Source organism: Sorangium sp. So ce887 (assembly GCF_051521455.1).
In the GTDB taxonomy this organism is placed as follows: Bacteria; Myxococcota_A; Polyangia; order Polyangiales; family Polyangiaceae; genus Sorangium.
In genome coordinates this window covers 10301255-10316552 of sequence record NZ_CP150354.1, presented here as the reverse complement: position 1 = coordinate 10316552, position 15298 = coordinate 10301255, and the positions used below count along the sequence as shown (strand labels likewise).

The window sequence follows — 15298 nt, the reverse complement described above, 5'->3', positions numbered from 1 at the left end:
TGGGCTCTGACCGCTCGCTCACGCGCGGGCGGCGCCGGTCCGGCAGAAGCGGGGCGCATCGAGGAAGTATCGGGAGAGGTGACCGAGTGGTCGAAGGTGCACGACTGGAAATCGTGTGTACGGAAACGTACCGCGGGTTCGAATCCCGCCCTCTCCGCCGAGCTGAACAGTCCGTCGACTCCTGATGGTGAGCTCCTCCGAACCGAGCCCGCAGGAAATCCTTAAGAGCGCGAGCCGGCGCGAGCGCTCGTGCGACCAGAACGTCGCCAGAACGTCGCCAGAACGTCGATCGACGCGCTTGACCGACCCACGCCGGACGATGACGATGACGACGAGGGGCCCACGATAGGACCCGAGACGCTTGACAGGCGGAGGGCCGCCTTGTAGAAGTTGCGCCCGTTTTTGGCAGGCGCCCTTCCGGAGTTTTTCGCCCAATGAATCCTCAGCCCAAGTCCTTTTCCGCCAAGCCTGCGGAGGCCCGCAACGAGCGTACGTGGTGGGTGATCGACGCGGAAGGCAAGCCCCTCGGCCGCCTTGCTAGCCGCATCGCCACGGTGCTTCGCGGCAAGAACAAGCCCACGTTCACCCCGCACGTCGACACCGGCGACTTCGTGATCGTCGTCAACGCCAAGAAGGTCCTTCTGACGGGTCGCAAACTCCAGCAGAAGAACTACGTTCGGCACAGCGGCGCGCCGGGCGGCTTCCGCTCCGAGGCGTACGGTCATCTGCTCGAGCGCAAGCCGGAGCTCCCCATCCAGAAGGCCGTGAAGGGCATGCTCCCGAAGAACGTGCTCGGACGTGAGCTCATCACCAAGCTCAAGGTCTACGCCGGTCCCGATCACCCCCACGCGGCGCAGAAACCGCAGCCCCTTAGCTACAGCTGAGCAAAGCCATGACGGAAACGAGAACGTACGCCACTGGGAAGCGTAAGACCGCGGTCGCGCGCATCTTCCTCACGCCGGGCACCGGTACCATCAAGGTCAACAAGAGGCCCGCCGACGAGTACTTCGTCCGCGAGACCTCGCGGATGGTGATGCGGCAGTCGCTGGAGCTGCTCGAGGTGCTCGAGCAGTTCGACGTGAACGCGACCGTCGTCGGCGGCGGCCACAGCGCCCAAGCCGAGGCGATGCGGCACGGCATCGCGCGCGCCCTCTGCGAGCTCGATCCGGAGCGCAGGCCCTCGCTCAAGCGCGCGGGCTTCCTCACGCGCGACGCGCGCAAGAAGGAGCGCAAGAAGTACGGCCAGCCCGGCGCCCGCAAGCGCTTCCAGTACTCGAAGCGATAGCAGGCCCAGGTTGCCGCCCCTCAGGGCGGACGCCATGGCGAAGACGTCGAGGACGCGAGGGCTCATCCCTCGGCGTCCTCTATGTTTTTGTCTGTCGGCCACCCGAGGACGTCGAGGACGCGAGGGCTCGTCCCCGGCGTCCTCGTACTTCTGTTCTCTCCGAGCGGACCTCTCGGCCCGCCCGGTGTCACATCGTCTCCGGCGGGCTCTTGAGATCGGGGCCTTCGATGAGCTCGCCCTCGTCGTCTCCGGCGCCTTCGGGCGGCTTCGCTTCGGGCTCGGTCGGTCCGCTCGGCCCGACCTCGGGCGCCGCGGAGACGGTGGCCTCGCTGCCGGCGGCCGCGGGCGGCGGAGGGGTCGGCTCCGCGGCCTCCGGCTTCACCGGCTCGGGCGGCGGCTCGGGCAGCGGGATGGCGTCGAGCCGCTTGTCGAGCGCCTCCTTCGCCGCGGCGAACGCCTCGCGATCGACGCCGGGCATCACGCGCTCGCCGTCGAGCTGGAGCGTCTCGGCGTCGAAGTACTTGCCGTCCTTCTTCGCGCTGAAGTGAAGGTGCGGGCCCGTCGAGCGGCCCGTCGAGCCCACGTACCCGACGAGCTGGTGGGTGCCCACCTTCATGCCGGCCTTGATGCCGGGGGCATACCTCGACAGGTGGGCGTAACCGGTGCTGATGCCGTTCGGATGCAGGACGGTGACGAGGTTGCCGCTCGGACCCGCGGGGCCGACCCACTCGACGACGCCGCGGTACGCCGAGTACACCGGCGTTCCCGTCGGCGCGCCGAAGTCGGTCCCGTTGTGAGGCATGGGCCTCTTCAGCACCGGGTGCATCCGCTTCGGGTTGAACTTCGACGTCACGGGCGCGCCCGGGACCGGCGCGCGCCAGCCACCCGCGAACGGCTGCCGGCCGCGCTCATCGAAGTAGCCGCGGGCTTCCTGCCCCTTGAAATCGTAGATGCGCAGCGGCTTCTCGGCGGGGTCCGCTGGCCGGTACTCGAGCGCGATCATCTTCTTGTACCGGGAGAACATCCCGAGCGCCGTCTCTTCCATGGCGATCAGCCGGACGGTGCTCCCTTCCTCGAAGCCCTCCGTCGATATGCGCCCGCTCAGCGCCTCGTCGATCTCGTCGAGCACGCCCGGCTCCAGGCCGCCCGCCTGGTACGCGCTCGTGAGATCCTTCCCCACGTAGAAGGCGGCGATGACCTCCTCCTCGGCGATCTTCATGTCGAGCGTGGCGCCCGAGAGCAGCCCGGCCGCGTCCTCTCTCGCCTGGTAGATCTCGCTCGCCGAGACCTCGTACTCGAAGGCGCGGACGCGGCGCGTGGAGCGGTCCATCGCGGCCGTGAACCGGTCCTTGCGGCCGCACTTGTCGAACTTCCGCAGGCCGTCGAAGGCCTTCATGACCCGATAGATCTGCGCCTTCGGCACGCCCTTCTCGCCGAGGGCCGTGATGAACGACCGGCGATCCATCACGTCGCTCGCCAGGATCACGGACGGATCCTTCGCGAGCTCGGAGAGCCGCCACGGGCCAGGCAGCGGCGTGCGCTTCTTGGCCTTCACCTCGGGCGCGGCGGAGAGCCTGTCGGCCTCTTCCGTGCCTGCGGCCGAGCCCGCCGGGCTCCCTGCGACCAGCGCGCGCTCGTCGCGCACCGGGACGCTCTGGATCAACAGCGCGATGAGCGAGGTGAGCGTCGCGAGGCCGAAGATGCCGCCGAAGACCGCGGTCATGCGCGGCGAGAGGTGCGGCCCCGGGGGCGGCCGGCTGAGGCCGGCGGGCAGGCGTGGGCCGTCGGCCATGCCGGGTCCCGCGTAGGGGCCGCCGTCCACGAGCGACGGCCGCGAGGGATGCGGTCGCGGATCGCTGCCGCGCGGCCATTGCGCTGCTCCGCGCCCGCGAGAAGAAGGAGGAGGAAGCTGCCCCCACGTCGGCGCCGCGCGCGCGCGCAGATCGCCGCCGCGCGACCAGGGCGCGGCCGGAGCGCTCTCGCCCCGGCGATGGCTCGGCAGCGGCGGCGTCGCAGGCCTGCTGGATGCGTCCAGCGCGTCGTCCGTTACGTCCTCGGCCGCGCTGCTGCGCGCGAGGTCCGCGCGCGGCGCGTCCAGCGGGGCGGCGGCGCCGGGCCCCGCCGCGCTGCCGGCGGCGCCGGGCTCTGCGCGCGGCGCGTCCAGCGGGGCGGCGGCGCCGGGCCCCGCCGCGCTGCCGGCGGCTCCGTTCCGCTCCTCGGAGCGGTCCGCGGCCTCCGGCGCTCCGGAGGCCTCCAGCGGGTTCTGGGGTACTGCACTCGGCACGCCGACGTGCGTACCAAGGCATCGACGGGGTTGCAACCGCGCGACCACCCGGATAGCGCAAGGGTTGCGCGGAAGACCCGACCGCACCGTACGCCGGTCGCGTAAGCTGGCGGGCCTCATGGACGACCGGCTGAAGCAGCTTCTGGTTCTCGGCAGGGAGCACTACGAGCGGCGCGAGTACGATCTCGCCGAGCACGCCCTGCGTCAGATCCTCGAGAAGACCGACCGCTTCGCTGACGTCTTCAACATGCTCGGCGTCATCCTCCACGAGCGCGGGGATTTCCTTGCTGCCGAGGCCCACTTCGAGCGCGCGGTGCAGCTGAACGAGCACTACACCGAGGCGCTGCTGAACCTCGCTGTCACATACAACGACCTCGGCAAATACGAAGCGGCGCGACAGGTCTACTCTCGTATCCGGCGCGGCGAGGGGGACGGCGGCGTCCTCGACCCGTTCGCGCGCGGCAAGATCGCCAACATGCACGCCGATCTCGCGCAGGCCTACGCCGACGCGGGCTGCGCGCAGGAAGCGATCGCCGAGCTGAAGCGGGCCGTGGCCCTGTGCCCGACGTTCGTCGATCTCCAGCTGCGCCTCGGGACGATGTACCGCGACGCCGGCGATCTGCCGCTCGCCCGCGAGCACTACGCCGCGGCGTGCGACGCGAACCCGAAGTACGCGCCTGCGCGCGTGCTGCTCGGGGTCGCGCTGCACTCCCTCGGTGCGTCCGAGCACGCGATCGCCGAGTGGCGCCAGGCGCTCGTGATCGAGCCCGACAACAAGACGGCGAGGATGTACCTTCGCATGGTGGAGGCGCAGCGGAGCGGGAGCACCGGCGACGCCGTGTCGCGCGACTCGTCGCCGACCATCACGAGGGGCGGCTCCTGGGATGCGCTCGACGAGGCGACCCCCACGGAGGTGAGCGACCTCCTGTCCACGATGACGGCCGATGCAGCGGAGGAGACGGATCACCCTGCACCGGAAGGCAAACCCTGAGCGTTGGCGAAATACTCTCTGCTCCGCGAGGAGGCGCGCCGCGCGTGGCGTGAGCTCCGTGGCAGCGAGCTGTCAGCCGGCCGGACGGCCGTGGCGGTGGCGATCGGCCTGTTCATCGGATCGCAGCCGATCTTCGGCTGCCACACGCCGCTCGTCCTCCTCCTCTGCCTGTGGTTCCGTCTGGATGCAGCGATTGCCTGGGTCGCTGCGAACATCTCCAACCCCTTGTTCGCGCCAGCGCTGCTCACGGCCGAGGTCCAGGTCGGGGCGTACCTCCGCACCGGTCGCTGGCTGCGCTTTCATGAGAAGATGAGCTGGGCGCAAGCACTGTCCGAGTTCCCCGAGCACATGTTCCTCGGCGCCCCCGTGGTCGGGCTCGCGCTCGCCGCGCTCGGCGGCGGCCTGGTCTTCGCGCTCGTCGCGCTGAAGCGGCGCCGCGCGCCGTCGCTGCAGCGCAGCAGGATGGAGCCGTATCGGCTCCCCGGCGACGCGCCGCCGTGGGTTCACGCGATCGAGCGCGTCGCAGCGCGGTACAGCCCGCCGGAGGGCGCCACGCCGGCGCAGCGCACCCGGTTTCACTATGTCCGCTTCAAGCTGCTCGGCGATCCTGTCGCGCGGCTGATTGCCGACATCGCCGGCGACCGCCCGGTCGCGCTGGGAGAGGTCCTCGATATCGGGACCGGGGCTGGCCAGCTGCCGATTCTCCTGCTCGAGCTGGGCAGGGCCGCGCGCGCGCGTGGGTTCGACTGGGACCGAGCCAAGATAGAGGACGCCCGCCGCGCGGCCGGCGGGAATCCGGGTGCGCCTCTGTCGCGATCGTCCGAGCCGCCCGGTTCGTCCGGCGAGCCGCGCTCTCTCCACGCCGCCCCCCCGCTGGCCGCTGAGTTCTGGTGTGCGGACGCGCGCGAGGCCGAGCTGGGAGAGGCAGACACCGTGCTGCTCATCGACCTGCTCCACTACTTCCGCGTGGAGGAGCAGGACGCGATCCTGAGACGGGCGGCGACCGCAGTTCGCCCGGGAGGGCGCCTGCTCGTCCGCGAGGCGGACACCGAGCGCGGCCTGAGGAGCTCGATCACGCTCCTCGAGGAGCGCATCTTCACTGCGCTTCGGTTCAACCGCGGCGAGCGTGTGCGCTTCCGCCCTGCCCGCGAGATCGTGGCGCTCCTCGAGCAGCTCGGCTTCTCGTGCGAGACGAGGCCCGCCTGGGGGAAAACGCCGTTCTCGAATGTCCTCATCGTCGGGACCCGGGCCGAGCGCTGAGCTCAAGTCGCGCCTCGCGCCGAGATCTCTTCATGCGCCTCCGGCGCGTCGCCCTCAGCGGTGTCACCGGAACGCTCGATCCAGCGTGCAGGCTCGGCCAGGTGGATTGCCTGTCGATCGAGCACCACGGAGGGTGAGACGAGCACCGCCGATGATCAGACGAGCACGCGGATGGTCAGAACCTGTCCAGCGCGGTGACGGTTTGCTTTCTCCGGTTCTCTCGGCTCATGAGCCGCCGTATCCGCGGAATGATTCCCCGGTGGCACAGACCATGCTTGATCCGAGGGGGCCTGGCGGTACCCCCCGGTTGTCCGCGTTCCTTCGTGATCAACAGGGGTCGATAGCGCCCAAGGATCCCTCCTTGCTGGACGCAGGGCTCGCCCACGTTGCAAGTTCGCAATATCCGCCTGGGGCGTCCTGCTCAGATGTCTGTGAAAGTGCGTTGGACGCCAGCCCGTTTCGGGACGCGGTGTTGCCTCGAACGCTCAACCGTCGGTCCGCGCCGGGACACCGGGTGGATGCAGAGCGGGCCAGGCGCTCACAGCGGCAACGCTCGCGCGCTGCGCCGATCGTGCTCTGCCAGCTTGGCAATCCTGACCACCCCACAGCTCCTGGCGGCTAGATGTGGTGGTCCCTCGATGTCACCCCACGACATGTTGGGGTCTTCGGGTGACGTGACGCTGCCCGCCTTCCCGTGTCCACGACAGGAGCACGGGCATGGCGGCTCGGCGGTAACCCGGCGTCCTGGGCGCCGGAGCGAGCCTGGGCGCACAGCGGCTGTCGGGAGCAGCCCTCCGAGTCGTGTCGCCGGGCGGATCCGTTCAGCAGCGGTCGGGCGGGAGCTGACAGCCCGCGCGCGCGGATTTCTCCACCGCGCGTGCGGGATTCTCCACGGTGTTACGCGGAGAGGCCATTGGTGGGGGAGCTTTCCTGGGGGAGTTCCAGAGGCGTGTACGGCTGCGGAGCTTGCTCCGCCCCGATGTACGACGTCTCCGCGGCTGCCTGGACAGCTCCTGGCTTGCCACGATTTCCCCTGCTGGGCTTGGGGGAAGGCTGGACGTCGACCTCGGTTGGCTTGGCCGGACTCGCCCGGAGCGCGTTGCGGCCAGCTTTAGCGGGAAAAGTACTTCGTCGCCCGCTTCTCTCCCTTCGACGTGATCTTCTTCTCGACGAGCAGCTTCCGAATCGGAAGGGTCAGCTCCTTCGTGGTGGTGCCCAGATCCTTCGCGATCTGCTCCACGCCCTGGCCGCTGTTGGCCCGGATGTGCTCCAGGACCTTCTGCGTCATGGCGGCGAGCTCTTCCTTCGAGCGCTTCTCGCCCTTCTTGCGGGTGGGCTTCGCGGCGCGAGCGGGGCGCCCCGCCGCCTTCTTGACCTCCGCAGGCGCCGGAGGAGCGGCCTTGGCCCGACCTGCTTTGCGCGGCGCGGCGGCGGCAGCGGCCGGCTGGCCCTCCCCTCGCAAGGCGTCGGCGACAGCCTCGAGAGCCGCTTTGCGGACAAGTCCGCTCAGCTGAGAGACGAATGCATCAACGTGGCTTTTGATCTCGGTTTCGACGTTGCTCATTGGATCTCGCGTCCCATGAATAGCTAGAGTTGTCAACTGCTGAACAGCACCGTGCTTGAAAATAATTCGAGAGGTGTCCCCTCAACGTGCGTCGGGAACCCGCGCTCGCGAGCTCCCCGTCCGGTCATGGGATGCTGGGACGACCGGTCGAGCCGGACTCCAGCCACCACGTCTCCCTGGTGGCTTCGCTCCGCGAAGCCAAGCCTGGTGGCTTCGCGGAGCGGGGCGAAGCCCGGTGGCACCGCTCCACGAAGCCAGGCTCTGCCCAAACCCAGGAGGGGTGCGATGGACAGCGCCGTGCTCCTCTCTGCGCCGCGCTGCGGCCTCTCTTGCTGCCGCGCGACGCGCGCCGCGGGCAGCCCCCGAGCCGCGTGGAGCCAGCGACATTCCCACGAAGATTGGCTTTCCTGTGCTCCGGACACAAGCGACCCACCGCGCAGCAGGCGAAGCGGGCGCCTGACCGAGGGAGCGCGGAGGAGCCTGACCCCCCCGGGTGAGCCGTCCTCGATGAGGAAACGTGTCATGGACGAGGCCGCCGTTCCGGCCCACCCCTGTGCGCTGGACCGGAGGTCTTTCATTTCTGCATTCCGCTCGGCCCCGGCGGCGTGTCTGTATGCCCGAGCTCTCGTCTCCGGGCCGAGCTGCTCTCCGGGATCGACCGCAACGTGTCGGCCACCGATCCGCCCTCCGGGGCTGTCGACGTCATGAGGGCTACCCCACCCACCTGCCAGGACATCCCCCTGGCCGATCGGCGCGACGGCCCGAGGCGTATGCGCCCACCCATGTTGCTGGCCGAACGCCACCTCGCCTTGGGCCTGGCTGCGTCTTTTTGCGGCTGTGCTGGAGCTGCCCAGCCTCCGGCCGTGTCCTCCAAACCGCTCGCCGCGCCCGCGCCCCGGTCGCCGCCCCGGCAAGCCGGAAGTCTGCCCGCGGGAGGTCACGAGGCCGCCGCTCCTGCTCAGCCGCTCATCCTGATTCAGGCGGTGACACTCGTGCTGGGCACCAGGGTGACGCTCGCCCGCGGCTCGCCCCCGCGAGCGGAGGCAGAGCGCGGCACCGCCGCCGCCGAGGGCGACATCGATCCCCCGAGCGGGGCGGCGGTGATGGACGCTGGTGGACAGTTCGTCACTCCTCGGCTGTTCGATGCACTCCCACCTCGGGGTCCACCCGACACCAGGCGCAGCGGCGCACCTGGACGGCAGCGAACGGGAACCAGAGGTGGGGCCGATGGCGCCGCAGGCTCAGTCCGCCGATGCCTTCTGGCGACAGGACCCGGGAATCGAACGGGCAGTCGCTGGTGGTGTTACGACCATACAAGTCCTTTCGGGTTCAGGCAACCTGATTAGATGGTGCGCGGTAACGATGGAGCTCCGGCCGGGCATCGGCCCCTCCCAGATGCTCCCCAGATGGTCCCCAGACGCGCGTCACCGTGGCGCCCGGCGGGCTGAAAGTGGCTTGCGGGGAGAACCCGAAGCGCAGCTACGGCGAGGACAAGCGGGCACCGTGGGCCGGCCTGGGCAACCTCGCTCTCCAGCGGGCGGCCTTTCTCAAGGCCAAGAAGCTCCAGACGGACTGGGCGCGATGGCGCGACGAGGAGTCGCGCCGGATTGCGACCGAGGCGAAGACGCCGTCGCCCGCGAGGGCACGAAGCACGAACGCGCGACACCGCAGACCTCCTCCTGCGAAGATCTTGCCGCTCGGTCCACTGGCCGATCGACGGCGTGTCTCGCGTCGAGCCGGGCGCGGTGAGGCATCACCGCTGTCGTCTCCGCCGCCCGCCATACGGGCGATGGCGAGACAGCCGAGGGCGGCGCCACCGTGATCAGGAAGGCGTCGCCGCCGGCGCGGGCAGCGCACCACGCCACCGGGCGCCGCGAGCGTGCCCCAGACGAAGCCGCGCATTCGCCGCGCCGCGCCTGTCGCCGCGCTCACGCGAGTCGAGCGCGACGAGCTCGGCGGCGTGACTGTCGCGCAGGCCACCGCGCATCCACCGTTCGCGCCGTTCGCCGTTCGAGCGGCCGGCGTGAGATCTCGACCTGGGCGTTCCGCCTCTTCCGCCGCGGCGAGCGATGCCGCGCTGCATGACGGCGTTTCCGAGATGTAAAGGAGAACCGGCGCGGGACGCGTCGCCCCCCTGTGACGGAAGGGTCGTGATCGGAGCGCTTGCTGCCGGCGCGCGCGACTTCTAGATCGTTCCGGCCGTGGTCAACCCGAGCGCCAAGCAGGATCCCGAAGCCCTCCTCGCAGCCAAGCTCGCCTCGCTCCCGACGAAGCCTGGCTGCTATCTGTTCATCGACAAGACGGGCGCCGTCGTCTACGTCGGCAAGGCGAAGAGCCTGCGCTCGCGCGTCCGCAGCTACTTTCAGGAGAGCGGGAGCGACGCCCGGTACTTCATCCCGATACTCCGGAAGATCGTGGCCGATCTGGAGACGGTGGTGACCGCCACCGAGAAGGAGGCGGCCGTACTGGAGAACGAGCTCGTCAAGCAGCACAAGCCGCGGTTCAACGTCAAGCTGCGTGACGACAAGGACTTCCTCTGCCTCAAGCTCGACACGCAGAAGGAGTGGCCGATGCTCGAGACGGTCCGCCGTCCCGCCCCGGACAAGGCCCGCTATTTCGGCCCGTACCACTCGGCGACGAGCGCGCGGCGGACGCTCCACCTGGTCAACAAGCACTTCCAGCTCCGCACCTGCTCCGATGCCGAGATGGCGTCGCGCCGGCGCCCCTGCCTGCAGTACCAGATCAAGCGTTGCCTCGCGCCGTGCGTGATGGATGTGGACCGGGAGCTCTATACGGAGATGGTCCGCTCGGTCGCGCTCTTCCTCGAGGGGCGCCATGACGAGCTCACGGGCGAGCTCACCGCGCGAATGCGGGACGCGTCGCGGGAGCTCGAGTTCGAGCGCGCCGCCATCTACCGCGATCAGCTCCGGGCGGTCGAGACGGTGCGGGAAGCGCAGCGCGTCGTCTACGTGAACGACGTCGATCAAGACGTGGTGGGCCTCTACCGCGAGGGGACGCTCGTGGAGGTCGAAGTGATCATGGTGCGCCAGGGTCGCGTGACAGACACGCTGTCCTTCTCGCTCCGCAACATGGAGCTGCCGGACGACGAGGTGCTCGGCGGCTTCCTGAACGAGTACTATGGCGTCGCGTCCACCATGATCCCCGATGAGGTCCTCGTGCCGGTGTTGCCCGACGGCGCGGAGGGCGTCGCGGAGTGGCTCGGCGATCGGCGCGGCCGCAAGGTGACGCTCTTCGTGCCTCAGCGCGGGCCCCGCGCCGATCTGCTCAAGATGGCGAGCGAGAACGCAGCTCACGCGTTCCGCGAAAAGCAGAGGAGCTCCGACGATCTCGAGGCCCGGCTCGAGGAGCTCAGGGAGCGCCTCCGTCTCCCGACGCTCCCGCGTCGCATCGAGTGCTGCGACATCTCGCATCTCGGCGGCGGCGACACCGTGGGATCGATCGTGGCGCTCCTCGACGGTCAGCCCGACAAGAAGCGCTACCGCACCTTCAACGTGAAGAGCGTGGCCGACGGCGATGACTACGCCGCGATGTACGAGGTGCTCGCGCGACGTTTCCGCCGCGGCAAGGCCGCTCGGCCGGCGAGCCCGTCGGCCCGCGCGGACGCCGTGGCCGGAGACTCCGATGTCGACGCGCTCGGCGCCTCCGAGGCGGCCGTGAGCGACGTGTTCGAGGGCGACGTGACGGAGGACGTGACCGAGAACGAAGCGCCCGAGGGCGATGTGACCGAGAACGAAGCGCCCGAGGGCGATGAAACCGACGGCGACGCGCCCGAAGAGACGAGCGGCCCGGTGAGCGCGGGCGACGCTCCGCCGGAGACAGAACCTGCGCAGGTGTTCACGGAGCGGCAGGCGGCCGGCTCGGGCAGCGAGGCGCCGAAGAGCGCGCAGCCCGGCGGAGCCGAGTGGGATTTGCCGGACCTGCTCGTCGTCGACGGCGGGCGCGGCCAGCTCCAGGTCGCGCTGTCGGCGGCGCGCGATCTCGGCCTGCACGACCTACCGATCGTCGGTCTCGCGAAGGAGCGCGAGACGCAGGCCGGCGAGAAGCTCGTCGACCGCGTCTATCTGCCTGGCCAGAAGAACGGTATCCCGCTCCGCTCCACGAGCTCGGCCCTCTTCTTCCTGGCGCGGGCGCGCGACGAGGCGCACCGCTTCGCAAACCACGCACGCAAGCGGCTCGGCAAAGCGCGGCGCCTCCGCTCCGAGATCGAGGACATCCCAGGGCTCGGCAGCCCGGTGAGGACGGCGCTCCTCCGGGAGCTCGGTTCCCTGGAGGGCGTGCGCCGCGCGACCGACGCTCAGATCCTGGCGGTCACCGGCGTCACCAAGCGCCACCTTTCCGCGCTGCGCAAGGTCATCCCGTCTCCCGAGGCCCCGCCGCCCGCCGCGCCGGCGCCGGTCGAGGACGGCGGCGATCCCGACAAGGATCCGGGGCTCACCCGGTGAGCGCGAGCGGGCCCGCTCTGCGATGCACCGTGTAAAGATCACGCTGTGACCGAACAGCGTTCCGGGTTGAGCGCCAAGGCGTTCTCTGCGACGATCCGGACAACAGGCGCCCGGCTTCGCTCCGGGCGCACGCTGTCGATCCTCGATCAAGAACACCACCTGGCACACCGAGCGCTTCTCGCGGACCCGACCTCAGGGAGGCCGCGCTCGGCGGGCTCCATTCCCGGCGGGGACTGCCTCGTTCCGGGGTTACGCGGCACGTGAGCACCATGGGAGAAGTACGCGCTGGCCACACGCTCGGTCGCTATGAGCTCCTCGTTCCTATTGCGCTCGGGGGCATGGCCTCGGTGTGGGCCGCTCGGACGAGCGGTCAGCTCCCGAGGATCGTCGCCGTCAAGCTGCTGCGCGCCGAGCTGAGCGACGACCCCGACTTCGAGGCGATGTTCCTGGACGAGGCCACGCTGGTCTCGCAGATCCACCACCCGAACGTCGCAGAGACCATCGATATGGGCGAGGAGGACGGCGTCCTCTATCAGGTGATGGAGCTCATCGACGGCGAGCCGCTCAACCTGGTTCTCCGCGAGAACAAGGCGCGCGGCGGCGTCCCGCTCCCCGTCGCGCTCCGCATCGTGGGCGAGGCGGCCCTCGGCCTGCACGCGGCGCACGAGCTGCGCGGCCGCGACGGCAAGCTCGTCGGCCTCGTTCACCGCGACGTCTCGCCGCAAAACATCCTGGTCGGCTACGACGGGTCGGTGAAGATCCTCGACTTCGGCGTCGCCAAGGCCGCCTCGAACCTGCAGCGAACCAAGGTCGGCCAGGTGAAGGGCAAGTACGCGTACATGTCGCCGGAGCAGGCCGGCAGCGAGCCCATCGATCGGCGCACCGACGTCTTCACGCTCGGGATCGTCTTCTATCAGCTCGTGACGGGCAAGCACCCCTTCCTCGCCGAGAACGAGCCTGCGACGGTGCGCCGCATCTGCGACAAGACCGCGGTCGAGCCGCCGCGCACCCTCGTCCCTTCGCTCCCGGAGGACGTCGGGCGCATCATCATGAAGGCGCTCGCGAAGCCGCGGGACGAGCGCTTCGCCACGATGGCCGAGCTGCGCCGCGCCATCGAGCAGGTGTCGCTCGCGATGCCCCTCGCCACGTCGGACGAGCTCGCCGCGCTGATGCAGCAGCAGCTCGGCCCGCGCGGCGAGCGCCGGCGCGCCGCGATCCAGGAGGCCATGCAGATCGCGCGCGAGCGCTCGATCGACCCCGACGATCCGCCCCCACAGCCGAGCTCGCCAGAGGCCGTCGACCCTCCCGGGCGCGCGATCGTGGAGCGCGGCGCGCTCGGGCCGCGGAGCTCTCCGCCGCCCGACGGGCGCGCTCGGCGCTGGCTCATCCCCGTGGCCTCCGTCGCCCTCGCGGTCCTCGTGGCGCTCGCGGGCGCGTACCTCCTGCGGTCCTCGCCGGGCCCCCGCCCGTCGCACGGGCGGGGCGGTCTGATCGTGCCCACGGCGGGCTCCATCCAGGCGCCGGTCCTCAGGGCCGCCCGCGCCGCGTCGAAGGCGCTGCGCGGTCGCGCCCACGGGGAGCGCGCCGCCCCGTAGCGGCCCGCCGGCGGCGGCGTTTCCTTGACGGTTCGGGGATGGCTTTCCAAGATGGCCGCCCTCCCATGGATCTTCGCCGCTCGCCGGAGCTCTGGCGGTTCGCCGCGCTGGTGGCGATCTTCGTCACGAGCGGCCTGGTCATCACCTACCTCGTGCTGCCGCCGCCGCTGGACGACGGCCCCAAGCCTCCGCCGGTCCTCCGCGTGGCGCAGGTGCCGGTGCCGGCGGGCGGCGACGTCGTGGCCAACGCGCTCGATCTCGTGCGCCGCTACGCCACCGGGGAGATCCGGATCGTGCTCCCCGACGGCTCCGCGCGCGCGCTCCGCCGCAACGACCTCGGCGTCGAGATCAACCGGGTCCGCCTCGCCGAGTTCGTCCGCGAGGCGCTCCGCCCGGCGAGCGCGCTCCGCCGCGCGCACGAGCGCGAGGACGAGGACGCGCCGCTCGACATCCCGATCCCGCTCCTCCTCGACTCCGAGCGGGCGATCAGCAAGCTGCTCGATCTGAAGGTCGAGCTCGATGCGCCGGCGGTCGACGCCTATGTCGACCTGGAGGCGAAGCAGCTCAGGCCCGAGAAGATCGGGTATCGGCTGGACGTCTACGGCACGCTCGCGCGGATCGACGCCGCCCTCCGGGCGGGCGAGGACACGGCGCAGGCCAGCGTCGAGACGATCGCGCCGAAGCTCGTCGCGGAGCAGCTCGGCAACGTCAAATTCGACCAGGTGCTCGGCTACTTCGAGACGCGCTACGCGACCGGGGCGAGGTCCAAGGAGAGGACGTATAACCTCAGGCTCGCCGCCTCGAAGCTCGATGGGGTGGTCGTCCTGCCGGGGGAGATCTTCGACTTCAACGAGACGGTCGGCCCGCGCGACGAGGCGCACGGCTACCGCGTCGCTCCGGTCATCGCCCAGGGCGAGCTCGTCGACGGGCTCGGCGGCGGGACCTGCCAGATCTCGGGCACGCTCCACGGCGCCGCGTTCTTCGCCGGGCTCGAGATCGTCGAGCGCTATCCGCACTCCCGTCCGAGCTACTACATCAAGCTCGGCCTCGACGCGACCGTCGTCTATCCGACGATCAACTATCGCTTCAGGAACCCGTTCGACTTCCCGGTCGTGCTCCACGAGACGGTCGCCGGCGGCGTCGTGCGCGCCGAGATCCTCGGCCCCTCGCGCAAGCTCACGGTCACGTACTTTCGCCGCGTCGACGCGGTCGTCCCGTTCGAGGAGCTGGAGCGCCCGGCGCCGAAGCTGCCTGAGGGGACACGGGTGCTCGCCCAGCGCGGCATCCCCGGCTTCAGGACGACGAGCTCGCGGGTCGTCCGCGACGGCGCGTATGGGGTGCGAGAGAAGTGGAGCGACAGCTACCCGCCGACCACGCAGATCGTCCATGTCGGGAGCGGCCCGCGCGACCCGGAGGTCAAGGCGGCCGACGACAATCACCCCGAGTACGTGGCGGACGAGTACCTCGTCGTCACGCAGGGTCCGGACGTCCGCACGCCCGGCGTGACCGGCCCCGAGCCGGGCGGCGGCACCGTCGAGAGCCGCGAGCCGGGGCTCACCGGCGAGCGCGGCTGGACCGAGCGCGCGGGGATCGGCACCTTCCGCGCGAAGGGGGATGAGCGCGAAGGCGGCCGCGCGCGGGGTGAAGACGCCCCGCCCGCCGAGGGCACCGCCATCATGCAGGCCACGAGCGAGCCCGCGTCCGAGAGCAAAGCGGCGAGAGAAGCCCGAGGCCAGAAGGACCCGGCGGGCGACGAGGCGAAGAGCGGCAAGAGCAAGAAGCGGCAGAAGAAGAAGGGCGACGACGGCTGAGCGACCGGCGCCTTCCTGGCGCCGGCAGCCGCGGTCGGCGCCTGC

Annotated in this window: 10 protein-coding genes and 1 tRNA gene; 8 read left to right on the top strand and 3 right to left on the bottom strand. The window is 70.4% G+C overall.

Annotated elements, in window-relative coordinates; all coding sequences use genetic code 11:
* Window positions 1-72 precede the first annotated feature (72 nt).
* From WMF36_RS38615 to rpsI, 3 genes are all read left to right on the top strand, one after another.
* A tRNA-Ser gene (locus WMF36_RS38615) sits at window positions 73-157 on the top strand.
* Between the two features lie 277 nt (window positions 158-434).
* Window positions 435-884 (top strand): 50S ribosomal protein L13, encoded by a 450-nt coding sequence (gene rplM, locus WMF36_RS38610; RefSeq protein WP_437481539.1) that lies wholly within the window; start codon window positions 435-437, stop codon window positions 882-884.
* Window positions 885-892: 8 nt separating this feature from the next.
* Window positions 893-1285, top strand: a complete 393-nt coding sequence (gene rpsI / locus WMF36_RS38605; RefSeq protein WP_437575831.1) for a 30S ribosomal protein S9 — start codon at window positions 893-895, stop codon at window positions 1283-1285.
* Window positions 1286-1472: 187 nt separating this feature from the next.
* On the opposite strand, the gene WMF36_RS38600 is transcribed toward rpsI, so the two are convergent.
* Entirely contained in the window at window positions 1473-3569 is a 2097-nt protein-coding gene (locus tag WMF36_RS38600; protein ID WP_437575830.1) for a peptidoglycan DD-metalloendopeptidase family protein, read from the bottom strand.
* Between the two features lie 118 nt (window positions 3570-3687).
* Between WMF36_RS38600 and WMF36_RS38595 the strand changes: the two genes are divergently transcribed.
* Window positions 3688-4560, top strand: coding sequence for a tetratricopeptide repeat protein (locus WMF36_RS38595; protein WP_437575829.1), 873 nt, complete (start codon window positions 3688-3690; stop codon window positions 4558-4560).
* Window positions 4561-4563: 3 nt separating this feature from the next.
* The gene (locus WMF36_RS38590) at window positions 4564-5820 is read left to right on the top strand and encodes a DUF2062 domain-containing protein (protein ID WP_437575828.1); all 1257 of its coding nucleotides are present in this window, start codon (window positions 4564-4566) and stop codon (window positions 5818-5820) included.
* Between the two features lie 2 nt (window positions 5821-5822).
* Here the strand turns inward: WMF36_RS38590 and WMF36_RS38585 are convergent, their stop codons facing one another.
* The gene (locus tag WMF36_RS38585; RefSeq protein ID WP_437575827.1) at window positions 5823-5948 is read right to left on the bottom strand and encodes a hypothetical protein; all 126 of its coding nucleotides are present in this window, start codon (window positions 5946-5948) and stop codon (window positions 5823-5825) included.
* Window positions 5949-6931: 983 nt separating this feature from the next.
* Window positions 6932-7384 carry a DNA-binding protein gene (locus WMF36_RS38580; RefSeq protein ID WP_437575826.1) on the bottom strand — a complete coding sequence of 151 codons (453 nt, stop codon included), beginning with the start codon at window positions 7382-7384 and terminating at the stop codon, window positions 6932-6934.
* 2201 nt (window positions 7385-9585) lie between these two features.
* Between WMF36_RS38580 and uvrC the strand changes: the two genes are divergently transcribed.
* From uvrC to WMF36_RS38565, 3 genes are all read left to right on the top strand, one after another.
* Complete coding sequence (gene uvrC / locus WMF36_RS38575; RefSeq protein WP_437575825.1) at window positions 9586-11847, top strand: excinuclease ABC subunit UvrC; 2262 nt, start codon at window positions 9586-9588, stop codon at window positions 11845-11847.
* A 269-nt stretch (window positions 11848-12116) separates the two neighbouring features.
* A complete protein-coding gene (locus tag WMF36_RS38570) occupies window positions 12117-13442 on the top strand; it encodes a serine/threonine-protein kinase (protein WP_437575824.1) in 1326 nt (441 codons plus the stop codon).
* A 65-nt stretch (window positions 13443-13507) separates the two neighbouring features.
* Window positions 13508-15253, top strand: coding sequence for a VanW family protein (locus WMF36_RS38565; RefSeq protein ID WP_437575823.1), 1746 nt, complete (start codon window positions 13508-13510; stop codon window positions 15251-15253).
* Window positions 15254-15298 lie beyond the last annotated feature (45 nt).

Bases quoted from the DNA above. Each gene is read 5' to 3' on its own strand.
- rplM (WP_437481539.1), top strand. From the start codon at position 435: ATGAATCCTCAGCCCAAGTCCTTTTCCGCCAAGCCTGCGGAGGCCCGC.
- rpsI (WP_437575831.1), top strand. From the start codon at position 893: ATGACGGAAACGAGAACGTACGCCACTGGGAAGCGTAAGACCGCGGTC.
- WMF36_RS38595 (WP_437575829.1), top strand. From the start codon at position 3,688: ATGGACGACCGGCTGAAGCAGCTTCTGGTTCTCGGCAGGGAGCACTAC.
- WMF36_RS38580 (WP_437575826.1), bottom strand. From the start codon at position 7,384: ATGAGCAACGTCGAAACCGAGATCAAAAGCCACGTTGATGCATTCGTC.
- WMF36_RS38570 (WP_437575824.1), top strand. From the start codon at position 12,117: ATGGGAGAAGTACGCGCTGGCCACACGCTCGGTCGCTATGAGCTCCTC.
- WMF36_RS38565 (WP_437575823.1), top strand. From the start codon at position 13,508: ATGGATCTTCGCCGCTCGCCGGAGCTCTGGCGGTTCGCCGCGCTGGTG.